Here is a 15,741-nt window from a genome sequence, read left to right on the forward strand (position 1 = left end):
GCCTCTTATGAATCAGGCAGTACCACCCACCGTAATGTCATCAATCTTCAGGGTTGGTTGCCCCACCCCAACAGGCACCGACTGTCCATCTTTGCCACAGACACCAATACCTGTATCCAGCTCCAGATTGTTACCCACCATGGAAACCTGATTCATAACATCGGGTCCGTTACCGATCAGCGTGGCACCTTTCACCGGTGTGGTTATTTTACCCTTTTCAATCAGGTAGGCTTCACTGGTTGAGAAGACGAATTTACCAGAGGTGATATCCACCTGTCCGCCGCCCATATTACTGACATAGATGCCCCGGTCTACACTGGCGATAATTTCATCAGGGTCATGGGCCCCTGCCAGCATGTAAGTGTTAGTCATTCTGGGCATTGGCAGATGTGAATAAGACTCCCGACGTCCATTACCTGTAGGAGCAACACCCATCAGCCGGGCGTTGAGCTTATCCTGCATGTAGCCCTTAAGAATGCCGTTCTCAATCAGTACCGTACTTTCGGTAGGAACCCCTTCATCATCCATGTTCAGTGAACCACGACGACCACTCAGGGTACCGTCATCGACAATGGTACACAGGGGCGAAGCCACCCGTTCACCAATACGACCAGCGTAGGAAGAACTGCCTTTACGGTTAAAGTCGCCTTCAAGGCCATGCCCTACCGCTTCATGCAACAGAACACCCGACCAGCCAGCAGCCAGTACCACCGGCATACTGCCTGCCGGAGCGTGAACCGCTTCCAGGTTCACCAGAGCCTGACGCACGGCTTCACGGGCAAAACCTTTAGCAGTACCATCCAGCAGAAACTGCTGATAGTCACCCCGGCCACCACCACCGGCGGAGCCTCTTTCGATACGCCCTTCATGTTCGGCAATAACACTAACGTTCAACCGTACCAGCGGGCGAATATCGCCAGCCAGAGTGCCATCGGATGCAGCTACCATCACCACTTCATGGACTCCCGCCAGACTCACGGTCACCTGTTTAACACGGCTGTCCATTGCCCGGGCTTCCTGGTCAACTGCTTTCAGCAAAGCCACCTTGTCTTCCCGGGTCATGGAATCCAGCGGGTTCGCGGCAGGATAAAGTGCCAGCGGCTGGCTACGTCCCCAGGCCTGAACCTGTTGCTGTTGCCCTTGTCGGGCAATGCTGCGAGCAGCACTGGCTGCCTGCTCCAGGGCAGGCACTACAATTTCATTGGAATAGGCAAAGCCGGTTTTTTCACCGCTGATGGCCCGTACACCCACGCCGCCATCAACATTAAAGCTGCCCTCTTTAACAATGCTGTCTTCCAGAACCCAGGCTTCATGGCGGGTGGACTGAAAGTAGAGATCGGCAGCATCAACAGTGTGCCCAAGAATACTGTCCAGCACCCGGGACAGATCTCTGGCTTCAATATTGGCTGGCGCCAGCAGGTGATTCTGCGCCTGTGAAAGAATATCAGTCATAGATTGCTCAGGCTGGTTATGAGTAGGTTTTATAGTACTGCTAATTCTACCTTGAAAAGCGACCTTCAGGCACTAAACTTCTTCCGTCCGGGGAATGCCTCATTGAACAGGCTCTCGATAATTTGCCGTACATACTTTGCAGGCATTTTCCGATCATGACTGCCTGGGAATTGATCATGATATTAAGACGCCGCTGTTTTTTTGCTTACATCATGTTTCTGGTCTGTGTTCTGGTTTCATTTCCATCCCACAGTGCTGAGGAAGAGTTTCGATGGTTTACAACCCCGCTGAAGCCATCAGATGATAGCGGCAATGATAGCGGCAACGATACCGACAACGACAGCGACAACGACAGCGACAGCGATACCGATAACGGCTATTCACCTGACTCTGGAGAACATTATAATAACTTTGTGGTTCGAGGAACCGTAGCAGATGACTCATACGACGCCAATAACCTTATTCCTGAAAACCAAATAACCAATCTGCTGCATGTTTTATCGTATGCCTTAAGCCTCAGACCTGCCAGCGTCGCTGACCGCGATCACCCGTATGAGGAGTTTGCGCCGCTTATGTCAATGCACATGCAGCTCACTACCTTTAATATATTCCCAATGCATAAGCATATTGAACATGCCGATAGCGGTTTAATTTTCGACAGAGTTCATGACGATGTAAAGAACTCCGTGTATGTCAACCTTGGTGCTGCACCGGTCGGGGCAACCGAGCCTTCATTTGAAATGGGTGTAATTTTAAACAGAAGACGAAAGTCAGGAGCCCAGACCTTCATCGAAGCCTCTGAGGAACAGATAGCGCGATGTTATTACAGGCCCCCCAGTTATGAGTATCGTTTGATCGTGACAAGGTACCCATTAACAAGTCATGAAGACGTAGAAAGAGTCATAAATAATGAACACACCTCACATGATCGCGCCCCCATCGAGCTGATATTTGACAATAGTCGTTTGCATGCCGCTATAGGATTGCAAAACGTCAGAGTAATTGGGGATGGAGCAGCCACTGAAGTTCGTCGACAAGAGCCAATACCACCACTAGAGCCAATACCAGCACCAGGGCCAGGGCCAGCTATCAACAATGAAGTACTAATACCTGTTATAAGATCGACTTTTACGGGAAGTTCCGGGATTTTTTAGCCCACGAAAGAGTTGACGACAATATAGTTGACGACAATATCGTTGACGACAATATAGTACAAAGCACCTGCCTACAGGGATGTACACAAACAAGACTTCCAGAGAAAATACCGAACACATTCATACGGTATTCGTCGTTTTATAGATCTCCGGAACCCGACTTTTTAGCATTACCGGAGAATAGCTGGTTCAGGGTAACCGAAGGCTCATCAAAACTGCCGGTAATCCGATAACGAATACTGGCTAACTGGTCAACCTGCCGTCCAAGCAATTTGTCCACCAGGTAGATGACACCCGCCACCTGAGGAGCCGTTCCAAACAACACACTGAGAACAGGCAGGTTTGAAGTCACCGGCAGTGTCACCACCAGGTTGAGGTCCATAACTTCATCCCTCATGTTGACCAAACCATCCAGCTTGAAATCCGATGACGGACCTTCAACGAGCAGGGGGTCTTTAAAGGTAATGATACCATTATCAAAGTCCAGCAGCCCTGTTACCGTATCGAAGCTCACACCGGATGAGTAAAGGTCAGAAAAATCCAGCATTAACCTCCGCTGCAACGTTTCAGTATTAAAGATACCAAAGACCTTAAGCGCCCCTCCCGCGCCACCTTCCAGCTGTTTCAGGATGCCGTTTTTATGGCGCAGTTTTAAAGAACCGTTAAGGGTACTCATATTGACCTCAAGAGGAGACCCCTGCCACTCAAGCGAGGCTTCAATCCGGGTGTCTTTAGCTTCCACCAAAACCGGCAACCCAAACGACTCTTGCAGTTTATCTATATGCTTGCCCCGCAGCGATCCCTGATATCGGGTCTGATGCTGACCATTAATGTAGAGCCAGTCCACGGTTCCGGTAAAGTTATTGCCTTCAATGCGAGACTTTATATCGCTGATACGCTTACCGTCTGGTGCCGGCTGTATAATAAACGACAAATCACCTAAATCACGAGGCCCGACTTTCAGCGAATCAATTCTGACAATCGCTGAAGGTAGCTCTCTGGGGTCGATACTGGTCAACCAGTTTTCCTCTTCCTCTTGCTCTTTCCCTTCCTCCTGTTCGGACAGTTCAGGAAGGTGCAAACGGTTCAAGTCCAGCGTAAAGGGCAGAGATGGACGACTAGGGATTAATAATTGCCCGTCAACAGGTTCACTGTTTACGGTAACCTCAGTATAATTTGCGCCCGGTTTGACCCTGAGCAGTAAGTCATCCCAGGAATATTCGTCATAAATGAGTTTATCGATTTTGACATTATCCATTTCCACCTGGGACAACAGATTAAGCTCGTCTTCACCGGGTGGCTGCCCATCAAAAATGTCAAACCATGGACCAATATCCAGTTCTGGAATAGAGCCCGATACCAGAATTTTATCCGGCTCTATTACTGGTAAAGCACCGTCTTTGCCCAGATGAACCGCAGCGGCTTTGAAGTCAAACTCCGGATCAAACAGAAAACGGGCTTGTCCTACATCACCCAGCCGGGCAAATAACTCATTTCGGTCCCTGAAGACATTCAACCTGATATCCATAGGGTTCTTGTCTTGTGCAGCAATACCCAGAGGCGCTGGCAACTCAATTTCCAGACCTTCGAGGTCACTCTGAATAGAGAGTTGTGCCTGCAGGTCTCCGGAATTTTGCAGTATCAGGCTGCCAGTGTAATCAGCAGCGCCTTCCAGCAGGCTGAGAAAGTCCAGTTCCAGCCAGCTCTGCAGGGAATCGGTAGCCATCTTCCCTTGCCAGTTCAGCTCCATGGTTTCATTGCCCCGATAATCAATGGTTGAAGCAATAGAGCCGCTGACTTTGTTCCCCAGGAATCGGGCTTCTATCTGATCCGCCTGAAGGCCGTTTTGTAAATCATACGAGAATGCACCACGAATCTGGTCAAGCTGCACATCCGGAGATCTTGTCGCAAAGTAACCATTACTGGTTTCCAGACCGATCTGAACACTGACCTTTTCAACATCCTCGATGGGTAAAGCAAGATTGAAATGACCTGAAAAGTCACCATCCATTGCCCAGCCCCTGGCGCTATCATCGGCGTATTCCGCCAGCGGTGTTTCAGTCAGAAGCCGTATAATATCTTTACCCGGTCCCTGAACCTTGCTGTCTAAATGCAGTGTCATCAGCTTATCGTTCAGGTCGAGCGATACTTTTGCCTGCTCCAGCGTCGTATCAAAGGTTTTGCCACGCTCTGCCTCAATCAGGACTTCATCGTCATCAACAAATATCCGTCCCTTCAAATCAGTGACAGCAGGCCAGTCCGGATCATAGACAAACTCACCTTCTTCAACATCGAAAAACAGGTTCCATAACAAAGGTTCTTCTGAATCGCTGTCCAGCGGGCCTTCCATGCTGAAACCACCCTGATGGATAGTTGCACCGACGATGGCGGTTTCCAGCCACTCTGACAGGTCTTTGTCGAGTATATGTACAGGCAGGTATTTTTTAGCAAACCGGGCATCACCATCGGCAATACCTATATCAATATCCAGATAGTTAGGCTCGTTCGCCTTACGACCAAAAGGTATGTCCAGCAACATTTTGCCATTCAACGAGCCTTCGTCGCCGACCACCGAGATATCATCACTCTTCAAACGATAGATGTCGTCCACAACATCCCAGTAGAGCCTGGCTTTGGCTGAATAAAAGGTCCACCCGTCATGAAACAGCTCAGGAAACCCAAGTTTGAAATCTTTGGTTTCCAGATCAAAATAGCCACTCAGGGTATTCATGTGCAGCCAACCAGACACATTGCCCGCCGATGGCGCACCTTCCCAGGCACCCACAGCGACATTGCCCAGTCTGGCTTTAGTGACGATGGAGCCGTCTGCCAGAGGGTCCCGGTCAGGCAGATAACGAATCGTAATATCCCGAAGCGTTCCCGAAGGGTCCAGAGTACTGACCAGGTCAGCCGCTGATTCAGGCAGTAGTCCAGATTCAAGTGCCAGATGTTTAACCGGTACCAGGTCAAGCGTTTTGACGGCAAGATTGATGGTCGTTTCACCCTGATGATGACCACGAACTTCAGCGTTCTTAATCAATACCTGATTCTCACCCTGAGTCACGCGGGTATTATTAAACTCTGTACTCCAGTCCGAAACCACCTGTCCCTGGCTGTAACCCATTGCCTTTAGCTCTGTACTGAAAGAAGCCGGAACTGTAGAGAGTTGCCCATCTGTGCCATAAAACAGGTTCGTTAACGCCAGATCGCCATCAACCTGCCAGTGACCGGTCTGAAAACGCCACTGGCTGTCAGCGTCCAATCGGGCATCCAGCAGCCCATACTGGCTACAATCGTCGGTCAGCAGGCAAAGCCTGGAAAGGTCTGCATCCTTAACAGCCAGCGCACCTGACCAGTCAGAATTCCAGCGATTGGTTCCATTGCCATAAGCCGTAAACTCAACCGAACCCTCACCTATCTTTAGCAGCCACTCCAGTTGCTTCTGCCCGGACTTTTCACTTAATGACAGGTGATGAGTGTCAAATACTACCGGTGCCTGACCGTAAGGGAGCAACTCCAGCTTAATATTGGTCAGGTCGACATAGCCCTGCATGCTGAGCCAGTGCATCGTCGTCTGGAGGTCGAAGAATCTGGACGGCTCCTGCTCTTCTTCCAGTTGCCTGATGCCAAACAGCGACCAGTGTTTTCCAGCATCACCTTCCAGCACAACACTGATGGCACTGGCTTCCAGGTGATCTGCAATCGGGGTGAAATTGAGAAAGGACGCCACGGTGTTCAGTTCCACATTCAACCGTTCGACCAGAAAAGCCGGTCGGTCGGCTTCATGTCCCTGTAAACGTAAGCCTCGCAGTGTCAATGTCGGGTTAATGCCGTCCCATTCGGGTTCGAGAACATCAATAACAAAATCGGTATCCAGCTGATCATTCAGGTAACTGACAACGCGCTCATGAAACAGGGGCAACAGGCTAAAACTGACGCGCACACCAAGCGCCAGCAGAGCCAGTAACAGCAAGCCAGCCAGACTAAGCCTCAAACTCCAGCGTAAAACAGGTTTCAGAAGGGATAGCATCAACTATAAAACCTGTCGTAGTTCATTCTTTGTCTTTCTTTCATACACTCAAAAATGTGTGGCCGATATCGACATAGATAAACCTGACATCGGCCCAGTACGCTTTATTTATCTAATTCAGACAAGAATGACATCAAACTGTTCCTGACTGTACATAGGCTCAACCTGGAAACGAATAGTTTTTTCAATAAACTCTTCAAGGTCAGCCACATTGCTGGACTCTTCATCCAGCAGGCGATCCACCACTTTTTCAGAAGCCAGCACCGTGTAGCTTTTACTGTCATAGGCACGAACCGCCCGGAGAATCTCCCTGAAAACTTCGTAACACACGGTTTCTGCCGTTTTCAGGCTACCCTTGCCATCACAGGTTGAGCAGGTTTCACACAGTACGTTTTCCAGAGACTCCCGGGTGCGTTTGCGGGTCATTTCCACCAGCCCAAGCTCGCTGACTCCGGTAATGTTGGTTTTCGCATGATCTTTCTCCAGAGACTTTTCAAAGGAGCGCTGAACCTGACGCTGATGTTCCTGGTGGTCCATATCGATAAAATCGATGATGATAATTCCACCCAGGTTGCGAAGGCGCAGTTGGCGGGCAATGGCAACGGAGGCTTCAAGGTTGGTCTTGAAAATCGTCTCTTCCAGATTGCGATGACCGACAAATGCACCCGTGTTCACATCAATCGTCGTCATCGCTTCGGTCTGGTCAATAATCAGGTAGCCACCGGACTTCAGCTGAACCTTGCGGCTCAATGCCTTATTAATCTCATCTTCTACCCCGAACAGGTCAAAGATAGGACGTTCGCCCGGATAATACTCAACCCGTCCATCCACCTGGGGGACCAGTTTTTTCACAAACTTGTGGACTTTAGTGAAGGTTGCTTTGGAATCAATTCGAATTTTTTCAATGTCTGGATCCACCAGGTCACGCAATGTGCGCAGGGAAAGCGGCAGGTCTTCGTAAATAACCGCTGGCGCGCGGCTTGCTTTGATGGTTTCCAGCGTGGTGTCCCACAGCCGGTGCAGAAACTGGATATCGGCCATCACTTCCTTTTCACCAATGCCTTCAGCAGCGGTACGCAGAATAAAGCCACCCTTGTCCTGACAGTTTTCCTGCTCAATACATTTTTCTACCAGCTGCCGCAGGCGTTCGCGTTCATCGGCGTCTTCAATACGCAGGGAAATGCCCACATGGTTGTTCTGTGGCATCAACACAAGATAGCGTGCCGGAATGGAAATATGGGTCGTCAGGCGCGCTCCCTTGGTACCCAGAGGGTCTTTGGTCACCTGCACCACCAGCGACTGACCTTCATGCACCAGTTCACCAATGGGGCGCTCCACCTGTTCGTCGGTCCTGTCACTGTTGCGTGGCGCAATCTCACTGGCATGAATAAACGCAGCCCGCTCCAGACCGATATCCACAAAAGCCGCCTGCATACCGGGCAAAACCCTGACAACCTTGCCTTTATAGATATTGCCCACAATACCGCGACTGCGGGCTCGCTCTATATAGATTTCCTGAAGGACTCCATTTTCTACCAGCGCCACCCGCGATTCCATCGGCGTGATATTCATCAGAATTTCTTCACTCATTCCCTTCCCCTTAAGCTGGCATGGCAGTACACATCCAACGCTGTACCGATACCAGAAAAATCAAAACCAATAAAAAACATTACAGGGAATGCCAGGGAGTGATGCCAAATTCGCTTAAAACGTCTGCGGTTTCCTGTAGTGGAAGCCCTACTACACCTGAATAGCTGCCTCGAATCGATTCAACCAGGATAGCTCCGTACCCCTGAATACCGTATGCACCTGCCTTATCTGCAGGCTCACCCGTGGCGACATAGGCTTCAGCCCGTAGCCGGTCGAAAGGTGTCATCTGCACCTGAGTGGTAGAAAGTCGAACGATGGTCTTATGCCCATTGGTTACCGCTATGGCCGTCATCACTGCGTGACAGTTTCCACTTAATGACAACAGCATATCACAGGCCTGTTCAGGATTATTGGGTTTACCGAGTATTTTCGATCCCATGACAACGGAGGTATCGGCCGCCAGCAGGGGTATTTCCGGCAAACCTCTGGCCTGCACCTCCACCCATCCGGCCCGGGCTTTTTCCCCTGCCATGCGGCAAACATAATCCCCCGGGGCTTCATCGCCCCCGGGGGTTTCATCAATTTCAGACACCAGCTGCTGAAAGGGTATGCCAATCTGTTGCAGTAATTCCTGTCGCCTTGGGGACTGGGAGGCCAGATAAATCATATTGCACGCTCAAATTACACGCTCAAATTACACGAAAGTAACGCCGCAGAAATCTCAACACCCCGGACACCCAGGGCCATAAGGCCGCACTGCTGACCGAAGGCAGCAGGTACCATAAAGAGGGAGGCGTTCCACCGAGCAGGACTCGCATCCACAGGTTGAGCATCTGGTATAGCCCGATGATAACCAACACCATGAACGCTTGTTGCCACCAGGGGAACATTCGCAGCCGCCGATGCAGACCCAGCCCGATGACGGCCACCAGTAGCAGTCCCATAGAACTCTGCCCAAAATACGTTCCCAGAAAAACATCAAGAACGATGCCGGTCAGAAAGGCGAACAACAGACCAAAGCGTTCCGGCAGCGCCATGATCCAATATAAAATCACCATGGGAATCCACGCTGGCCGGGCAATGGATAACCAGGCAGGCATCGGCAATATGCTCAACACATATGCCATCAGCAGGCTAACCCACACCACCCAGTGAGCATTGGCTCTCTGTACACTCATGAACCTTCTCCCTGCTGCTCGCCGGTCGTTTGCCCGGTATTTTCCTCTGGCGCTTCTTCCACCGACTGGCCTGGTATTGACTCATGGGGAGTACGGAACACCAGCAGAACAAAACGGCTGCGATTCACTTCTGCCAGCAGCTGAATTTCTACGCTGGCAAACGCATCACCGGGGTTATGGGTGACCTTGCGGACTTTGCCCAGGGGGTAGCCGGCAGGATAACGCTGCCCAAGCCCGGAACTGGTTAACAGGTCTCCTTCCCGTATATCTGCAGTATCAGGAATATGCATCAACTCCATGGAGTCCGGCAGCCCTGTGCCAGCGGCAACAGCCCTGTAGCCCGTCCGGTTGACCTGTACCGGTATCCGGCTGGAGTTATCGGTTACCAGAACCACCCGACTGCTCAGCGGTGTGACTTCAATTACCTGCCCCATAACACCATGGGCATCAACAATCGCCTGCCCTTCAAACACGTCGTTTAAAGAGCCTTTATTGATGGTAACTATATGCCTGAAAGGGTCCGGGTCCACCCCGACGATCTCAGCCACCAGCACCTGTTCATCCACCAGTTCGGAGGAATTCAGCAACTCGCGCAGGCGAATATTCTGTGCCGTCAGGCTGGCCAGCTTCTGGACCTTCTGTTCCAGAATCAGGGTTTTGGCTTTGAGACGGGCGTTATCTTCCATCAGGTCACTGCGGGAAGTCACAATTTCATCGGCCACGCCCCAGACCCGGGAAGGGATATCTGCAAGAAACTGAACCGGTGTTGCAGCGGCCGTCATCCAGTTACGGACAACGGATAAATAATTAAAACTGTGATCAACAAACAATAGCCCCAGAGACAGGAGCGTCAGCAGTACAAAGCGCGTTGCCAGTGATTGTTGTTGGCTGAATATCGGTTTGATAAAAGTGCTCCTTTTATCATCAAAAGCATGAAAGGCATCATGCCATTAACGCACTATTTTTCCTTAACTCCGTTAAACGCGAAAAGGCCAAACAAGCAATCCTGTTTGACCTGTCGCAGGCTGGACAGCCATTCAGGCTTCCAACAGCTTCGGATGGGAAACCCACTCCGATTGTGGAGTCGCCATCAGTCAGTAGACAGCAGATCCATACGATGCTTATCCATCATTTCCAGCGCACGGCCACCACCACGGGCCACGCAGGTCAGAGGGTCTTCAGCAATCAGAACCGGCAGCCCTGTCTCTTCACTGATCAGCTTGTCCAGGTCGCGCAGCAGTGCGCCACCTCCGGTCAACACCATGCCACGTTCTGCAATGTCTGAAGCCAGTTCCGGTGGAGACTGCTCCAGAGCACTCTTGACCGCCTGAACAATAGCACTGAGGGACTCCTGCAGTGCATCCAGAATTTCAGCACTGTTCAGCGTGAAGCTGCGCGGAATACCTTCTGCCAGATTGCGACCACGCACATCAATTTCCAGCAGTTCATCACTTGGGTAAGCAATCGCAATTTCCTGCTTGATGCGTTCTGCCGTGGCGTCACCAATCAGGCTGCCATAATTGCGACGAACATAAGTCACAATGGCATCGTCAAAGCGGTCACCACCAAGACGGATAGACTCGGAATAAACAACACCGCTCAGGGAGATAATAGCGATTTCAGTGGTACCACCACCGATATCCACCACCATGGAACCGCTGGCTTCTTCAACGGGCATACCAGCACCGATGGCTGCCGCCATTGGCTCCTCGATCAGGTATACCTCACGGGCTCCGGCACCCATAACGGATTCGCGGATAGCCCGTCGTTCAACCTTGGTAGATTTACACGGCACGCACACGAGAACCCGTGGGCTTGGTTGAATAAAACTGTTCTCATGCACCTTATTGATAAAGTGCTGGAGCATTCGTTCACACACGTCAAAGTCGGCGATAACGCCGTCTTTCATAGGACGAATCGCTGTGATATTGCCTGGTGTACGACCCAGCATGCGCTTGGCGTCAGCACCAACCGCTACCACACTCTTTTGCGATCCCAGATTGCGAATGGCCACAACCGATGGCTCATTCAGGACAATGCCCTTTTCACGGACATAGACCAGTGTATTGGCGGTTCCCAAGTCGATCGACAAATCGCTGGAAAACAGACCCCGTAACCTTTTCAGCATCTTGTGAGTTACCTTGACTCAAGGCTTTCTTTAAAATGGCGCAAACTCTATCAACGCATGATATTCAGAGCAAGCATCAAATCCTAGCACTTCTTTGTTCTGACAGGGTATTTATCTCATAAATCAGTCTGGTTTTGTATAGAAAACAGCCAGTAGCATGAAGCGCACCTGCACAGTGGAACGGACTCAGGAGGATATACACACTCTCCGGGAACCACTGGATAATTCGCCGTATCCGATCACCAAAAACCAAAGGCATAGTTAATTAACCCTGTCTTAGGAGTCTATCGGACTTAAGTCCGATAGACTCCTAAGGTAAAAGTTACCGGAAAGTTGCTCATGTGAAAACCACTTGGGTCAATAGTTACAAAACGTTTATGTCAGCCTGACCAATTTCTTCGTTGAAGGGCTTATTTCAGAAGGGTTTTAGCAAAAAAATGAACTTTTTTTGCTTTTCCAATTCTAAGGGGTTATCTGAAAATATCTCTATTTCTACCGAAAAGGACCGAGTCAGTGACAACGAAACTATCTTTTATCCTTCTGTTTGCAGGATTTTATGCTGTTGCTTCACCATTGATACCAGAAAATCCCATATCCTTTGCCAATGATATAAGCGACGAAGATTTCAAAAGCAGCTGCAATGGGTACATAACGAACAGTGTTATGGATGATTTTCAAAAAGAAAATTTCTGTTCAGAAATGTCATACCAAAGAAGAAGACTCAAGCACGAGCCTGACTCGACCTATTGGAAGCCTCATAATCGGCTAACGTTTAACCTCAGCTATCGCGGACAGATCTCTGGCAAATACTATGAAGCAAAGATATTTCGAACTAATGAACATAAAAAACTTATTGGTTACATTAAGAAGCTAACTGATGATTATCAGTCAAAAGATAAGCAGGGTTTGATATCGGATCTGAATAAAGCCGGGATTTACTTCTTATTTCCGGTCTTGACCTATACCCTGGACTACCCGGAGCAGTCTGTAGCTATCAGTAGTGGCGACGTACCAGGCACCTACGCAGATGATATAAAGGGATCACTACACTACTCAGATGTCGATGTATTAATCAATATTCAAAGGAATTTTTTTACCAATATAGGTGAAATGGTGGCTATTCTGGACAAACATGTCGGAGCGAACTCACCGGGTGAAAGGTTCGATATACCAAATTTCATTTCATCACAACATGCCCTTTTCCAGGCAAGGAAAAGATATCCTGACCTGTATATTCCCATAGCAGAACTGGAGTCGGGTAAGAACAGCTCATACCGCAACTTTAAAACTTTTGTCTGGTTTATTGGTTATGAAAACTACAAAGTAGTCGAGCGCATAAATTCAAACAATAGATTTGATAAGAAGGATTGGGTAGAGAATCAGAAAGTTGCCAATTTTGCCATCGAGTCTTTTAAAGTTATCAGAGATGCCTACTTCGAATATGTCCGTAAAAATACAGATGAGAATGGTTACTTCCATGGCACAGAAAAGAAACCGCTTATGGCAGAGGTTGACTTTGATGATCTGTTAGAGGTGCTACAATCGAAAGCCCACCATGAGGGCATATACAACGTCATCAAAACTAACCGGGACGTAGGTTTTGATCCGGGCAAAATGAACCTGGACAAACTAAAAAACAAACATACCGAACTTTAAGGTCTGTTAATCACGCAATGTTGCAAAAAGGTGTAAAGGTGCGGAATAAACTCTGAACCTTCATCCCTCCGAAATCCCTACGAAGACAGGGAACCATGATTTGTAGTGTTTTTCCAAAAAAGCCCCCGGGTCTGGAAAACCAAAAAAGTTCATTTTCTGTTTATTATTGTCTTGCCTCTTTTTTGTTGTCTAGACTGGACTTCGACATCACATAACATCAAATCTGAGGTGTTAAATGAAGCTGTTAACTAAAAGAGTTATTGATAAGCTTATTCAATCCGGAATGTTTTCTGTCCTGTTTTTTTCCGTTTGTTTATTGTGTTTCCCTTTGCAGGTTTATTCTGTCAATAAAGAGTGTCCGAACTGTCAGGCAAATTATAATGATGAAGACTTTCCCGACTGTCCGTTATGTAATTCAGAACCCGATCATCAGGAAGTGCCTTCCCAGTCTTTACTTGAGCACATCCAGAATCAGGCTTTACGACTATTCGTTCAGGCCGCGCAATTGCAAGTTAATTTTGTACTTTCCCCTGATAGCGTGTTTCGAACGCTGTTACTGATATTTGGAGCGTCTGCCGGTGAAACCAGGTCAGAACTTAGCAGGTATTTGACAGGAGAGGATGATTCCGCTTCCGGGCAAGGGGCGGTCGCTAATCTGGCAGAGGAGCAGGGCGCGACAGCGGCAGACGGGGAAGGGGCTGTTTACTTATCGGCAAATGCTGTAGTGGTATCTTCTGAGCTTGGTATTAGGGAAAGCTATCGAAACGCGCTTGAGCAGCAGGACAATACTGTTCTTCATGACGGTATTGATTTCTCGAATACTCCTGCTCTGAAAAAATTAGCTGGTAAGCTTAATGAATATTTCTGCAGAGTCACCCGGGGGATGATTCCATCTCCCTGCTCAGCTTCAGACTGGAAAGAAAATCAGTCGGTATTATTTATGAATGCGGTCTACTTTTCGGGGGACTGGGAAGATGAATTTGATAGAAACCTGAACTTAGAGTTTACTTTGGCTAATGGTGAGCGGGTGCATTTGATAGACTCTATGGAGCGGAACATTGAGAATGGCAGATATGCTTATTACGAATTCTGGCGTGCTGCTGCCATTCCTTATCAGGGGGATTATGAGATGGTTTTTGTCTTACCTCCGAATGACACCATGCCCAATGAGGTATCACCAGAAATAATAATTGGGCTGTTCTCATCGTTCCAGACTGTAGAAAAACTTCATGTTGAGATGCCATCTTTTTCGTCCCAATCCAAGGTCAGTTTAAATGCTCCACTGGATCAGTCAGGCCTGTCTAGTTTGTTCACACCAGGAGCTGCAAATTGGGGGGGGATGGTCGCAAGTTCGCCAAGCCCTTTTTCCATAAGTCGTATTACCCAGGATTGCCACATAAGGGTTGATCGAAAAGGAACCGAAGCTGCGGCTTTTACGAGGTCGTATGCTACATTTTTGTCTGCAAGATTCTACCCGAAGGAGATCATTTTTGACCATCCGTATCTTTATATATTACGTCACAAAGAAACAGGCAGGATAATCTTTATTGGGCAAGTTTATGACCCTCAGCCGGAGTAAACGATTTTCGGGCAAAGGAGATGAGCGCAGAATTCGAATCATAACTCCGGGCTTGTGCTTGTCACCGGCGTTCTGGCGTCGAAGGGATTGGGGCAGACTGACTTGACATCCTCCCCGCCCTGAAGGACGGGGATTCCTGTTAGTCACCTAACAGGTTCCTGTTTCACAGTTCGTTGCTCAGGGAACAGCTTGGTTATCGCATAAAAGTTCCACAGTGGGAACTTTTACGGTGACGAGCCAACCCATGTTCCCCAAGTCTCACACGAACTCCGCAGGCTTAACATTCCTCTAGCCCAGAGGTAGGTCTGCAAGAGACAAGAAGAAAATAGTGCATAGGCTTGCTCTACGCAAGCCCCACTTACATCCCCGCACTAAAAGTACGGGGTTTTACGTGGATTCGATAAACCTTGCATAGGTATTGACTCAGGTGGTTTCCACATGAGCAACTTTCCGGCTTCGATCTGGCAAACCAGAAAAAGTATTGTTAAATTTAATCACGCCAACACCTTGAGATTCCTCCCCATAGACCATACATTTAGCGATTATTTTTGGTATTTGCACTGACGCCTGCCTGTCAGTGCAAATACGTTGCCCCAATTCAAGCACCCGATTCCGGAGATCACCATGGCTATTGATGCCTCTGAAATTCAGAAGGTTGCCCATTTGGCACGCCTGTCTATTGATGACAGCCAGGTAGAAGCCACCGCTGGCACCATCAGTAAAATTCTGGATCTGGTGGACCAGATGCAGTCTGTAAATACCGACAACGTAGAGCCTATGGCCCACCCTCTGGACGCAACCCAGCGTCTGCGTGAAGACGTTGTGACCGAACCTGATAATCGCGAAAAACTGCAGAGCTGCGCGCCTTCGGTCGAGGACGGCCTGTTCCTGGTACCCAGGGTTATTGAATGATTGCTGATTCATTGATAGCCGGACTCAACCAGACCAGCTCCTGACACGATGTTCTAACACTC

The 15,741-nt window shown here is 49.0% G+C and carries 11 protein-coding genes; 4 read left to right on the plus strand and 7 right to left on the minus strand.

Annotated elements, in window-relative coordinates; genetic code table 11:
* Nucleotides 1–12 precede the first annotated feature (12 nt).
* Nucleotides 13–1,452, minus strand: a complete 1,440-nt coding sequence (gene tldD, locus NX722_RS16065; protein ID WP_262563842.1) for a metalloprotease TldD — start codon at nucleotides 1,450–1,452, stop codon at nucleotides 13–15.
* Between the two features lie 155 nt (nucleotides 1,453–1,607).
* Here tldD and NX722_RS16070 point away from each other — a divergent pair, with 155 nt between their 5' ends.
* Nucleotides 1,608–2,606, plus strand: coding sequence for a hypothetical protein (locus NX722_RS16070; RefSeq protein ID WP_262563843.1), 999 nt, complete (start codon nucleotides 1,608–1,610; stop codon nucleotides 2,604–2,606).
* Between the two features lie 139 nt (nucleotides 2,607–2,745).
* Here the strand turns inward: NX722_RS16070 and NX722_RS16075 are convergent, their stop codons facing one another.
* The 6 genes from NX722_RS16075 to NX722_RS16100 all read right to left on the minus strand — a co-directional run bounded on the left by NX722_RS16075 (nucleotide 2,746) and on the right by NX722_RS16100 (nucleotide 11,532).
* The gene (locus NX722_RS16075; protein ID WP_262563844.1) at nucleotides 2,746–6,636 is read right to left on the minus strand and encodes a YhdP family protein; all 3,891 of its coding nucleotides are present in this window, start codon (nucleotides 6,634–6,636) and stop codon (nucleotides 2,746–2,748) included.
* Nucleotides 6,637–6,753: 117 nt separating this feature from the next.
* Nucleotides 6,754–8,226 (minus strand): ribonuclease G, encoded by a 1,473-nt coding sequence (rng, locus tag NX722_RS16080; RefSeq protein WP_262563845.1) that lies wholly within the window; start codon nucleotides 8,224–8,226, stop codon nucleotides 6,754–6,756.
* A 79-nt stretch (nucleotides 8,227–8,305) separates the two neighbouring features.
* A complete protein-coding gene (locus NX722_RS16085) occupies nucleotides 8,306–8,893 on the minus strand; it encodes a Maf family protein (protein ID WP_262563846.1) in 588 nt (195 codons plus the stop codon).
* A gap of 22 nt (nucleotides 8,894–8,915) precedes the next feature.
* On the minus strand, nucleotides 8,916–9,404 hold the full coding sequence (mreD, locus tag NX722_RS16090) for a rod shape-determining protein MreD (RefSeq protein ID WP_262563847.1): 489 nt from the start codon (nucleotides 9,402–9,404) through the stop codon (nucleotides 8,916–8,918).
* Nucleotides 9,401–10,309, minus strand: a complete 909-nt coding sequence (gene mreC / locus NX722_RS16095; protein WP_322740977.1) for a rod shape-determining protein MreC — start codon at nucleotides 10,307–10,309, stop codon at nucleotides 9,401–9,403. The genes mreD and mreC overlap by 4 nt, the downstream gene beginning before the upstream one ends.
* A gap of 185 nt (nucleotides 10,310–10,494) precedes the next feature.
* Nucleotides 10,495–11,532 (minus strand): rod shape-determining protein, encoded by a 1,038-nt coding sequence (locus NX722_RS16100; RefSeq protein ID WP_262563848.1) that lies wholly within the window; start codon nucleotides 11,530–11,532, stop codon nucleotides 10,495–10,497.
* Between the two features lie 513 nt (nucleotides 11,533–12,045).
* On the opposite strand from NX722_RS16100, the gene NX722_RS16105 reads away from it, so the two are divergent.
* The 3 genes from NX722_RS16105 (at nucleotide 12,046) to gatC (ending at nucleotide 15,679) form a co-directional block, all read left to right on the plus strand.
* A complete protein-coding gene (locus tag NX722_RS16105) occupies nucleotides 12,046–13,188 on the plus strand; it encodes a hypothetical protein (protein WP_262563849.1) in 1,143 nt (380 codons plus the stop codon).
* A 235-nt stretch (nucleotides 13,189–13,423) separates the two neighbouring features.
* Nucleotides 13,424–14,767, plus strand: a complete 1,344-nt coding sequence (locus tag NX722_RS16110; RefSeq protein ID WP_262563850.1) for a serpin family protein — start codon at nucleotides 13,424–13,426, stop codon at nucleotides 14,765–14,767.
* A 624-nt stretch (nucleotides 14,768–15,391) separates the two neighbouring features.
* The gene (gatC, locus tag NX722_RS16115) at nucleotides 15,392–15,679 is read left to right on the plus strand and encodes an Asp-tRNA(Asn)/Glu-tRNA(Gln) amidotransferase subunit GatC (protein WP_262563851.1); all 288 of its coding nucleotides are present in this window, start codon (nucleotides 15,392–15,394) and stop codon (nucleotides 15,677–15,679) included.
* Nucleotides 15,680–15,741: the final 62 nt, after the last annotated feature.

Source organism: Endozoicomonas gorgoniicola, from assembly GCF_025562715.2.
Lineage (GTDB): Bacteria > Pseudomonadota > Gammaproteobacteria > Pseudomonadales > Endozoicomonadaceae > Endozoicomonas_A > Endozoicomonas_A gorgoniicola.

What these genes read in the sequence shown, in the direction of transcription:
- gatC (WP_262563851.1), top strand. Translation starts at nt 15,392, where the DNA reads ATGGCTATTGATGCCTCTGAAATTCAGAAGGTTGCCCATTTGGCACGC.
- tldD (WP_262563842.1), bottom strand. Translation starts at nt 1,452, where the DNA reads ATGACTGATATTCTTTCACAGGCGCAGAATCACCTGCTGGCGCCAGCC.
- NX722_RS16110 (WP_262563850.1), top strand. Translation starts at nt 13,424, where the DNA reads ATGAAGCTGTTAACTAAAAGAGTTATTGATAAGCTTATTCAATCCGGA.
- rng (WP_262563845.1), bottom strand. Translation starts at nt 8,226, where the DNA reads ATGAGTGAAGAAATTCTGATGAATATCACGCCGATGGAATCGCGGGTG.
- NX722_RS16085 (WP_262563846.1), bottom strand. Translation starts at nt 8,893, where the DNA reads ATGATTTATCTGGCCTCCCAGTCCCCAAGGCGACAGGAATTACTGCAA.
- mreD (WP_262563847.1), bottom strand. Translation starts at nt 9,404, where the DNA reads ATGAGTGTACAGAGAGCCAATGCTCACTGGGTGGTGTGGGTTAGCCTG.
- NX722_RS16075 (WP_262563844.1), bottom strand. Translation starts at nt 6,636, where the DNA reads ATGCTATCCCTTCTGAAACCTGTTTTACGCTGGAGTTTGAGGCTTAGT.
- NX722_RS16100 (WP_262563848.1), bottom strand. Translation starts at nt 11,532, where the DNA reads ATGCTGAAAAGGTTACGGGGTCTGTTTTCCAGCGATTTGTCGATCGAC.
- NX722_RS16070 (WP_262563843.1), top strand. Translation starts at nt 1,608, where the DNA reads ATGACTGCCTGGGAATTGATCATGATATTAAGACGCCGCTGTTTTTTT.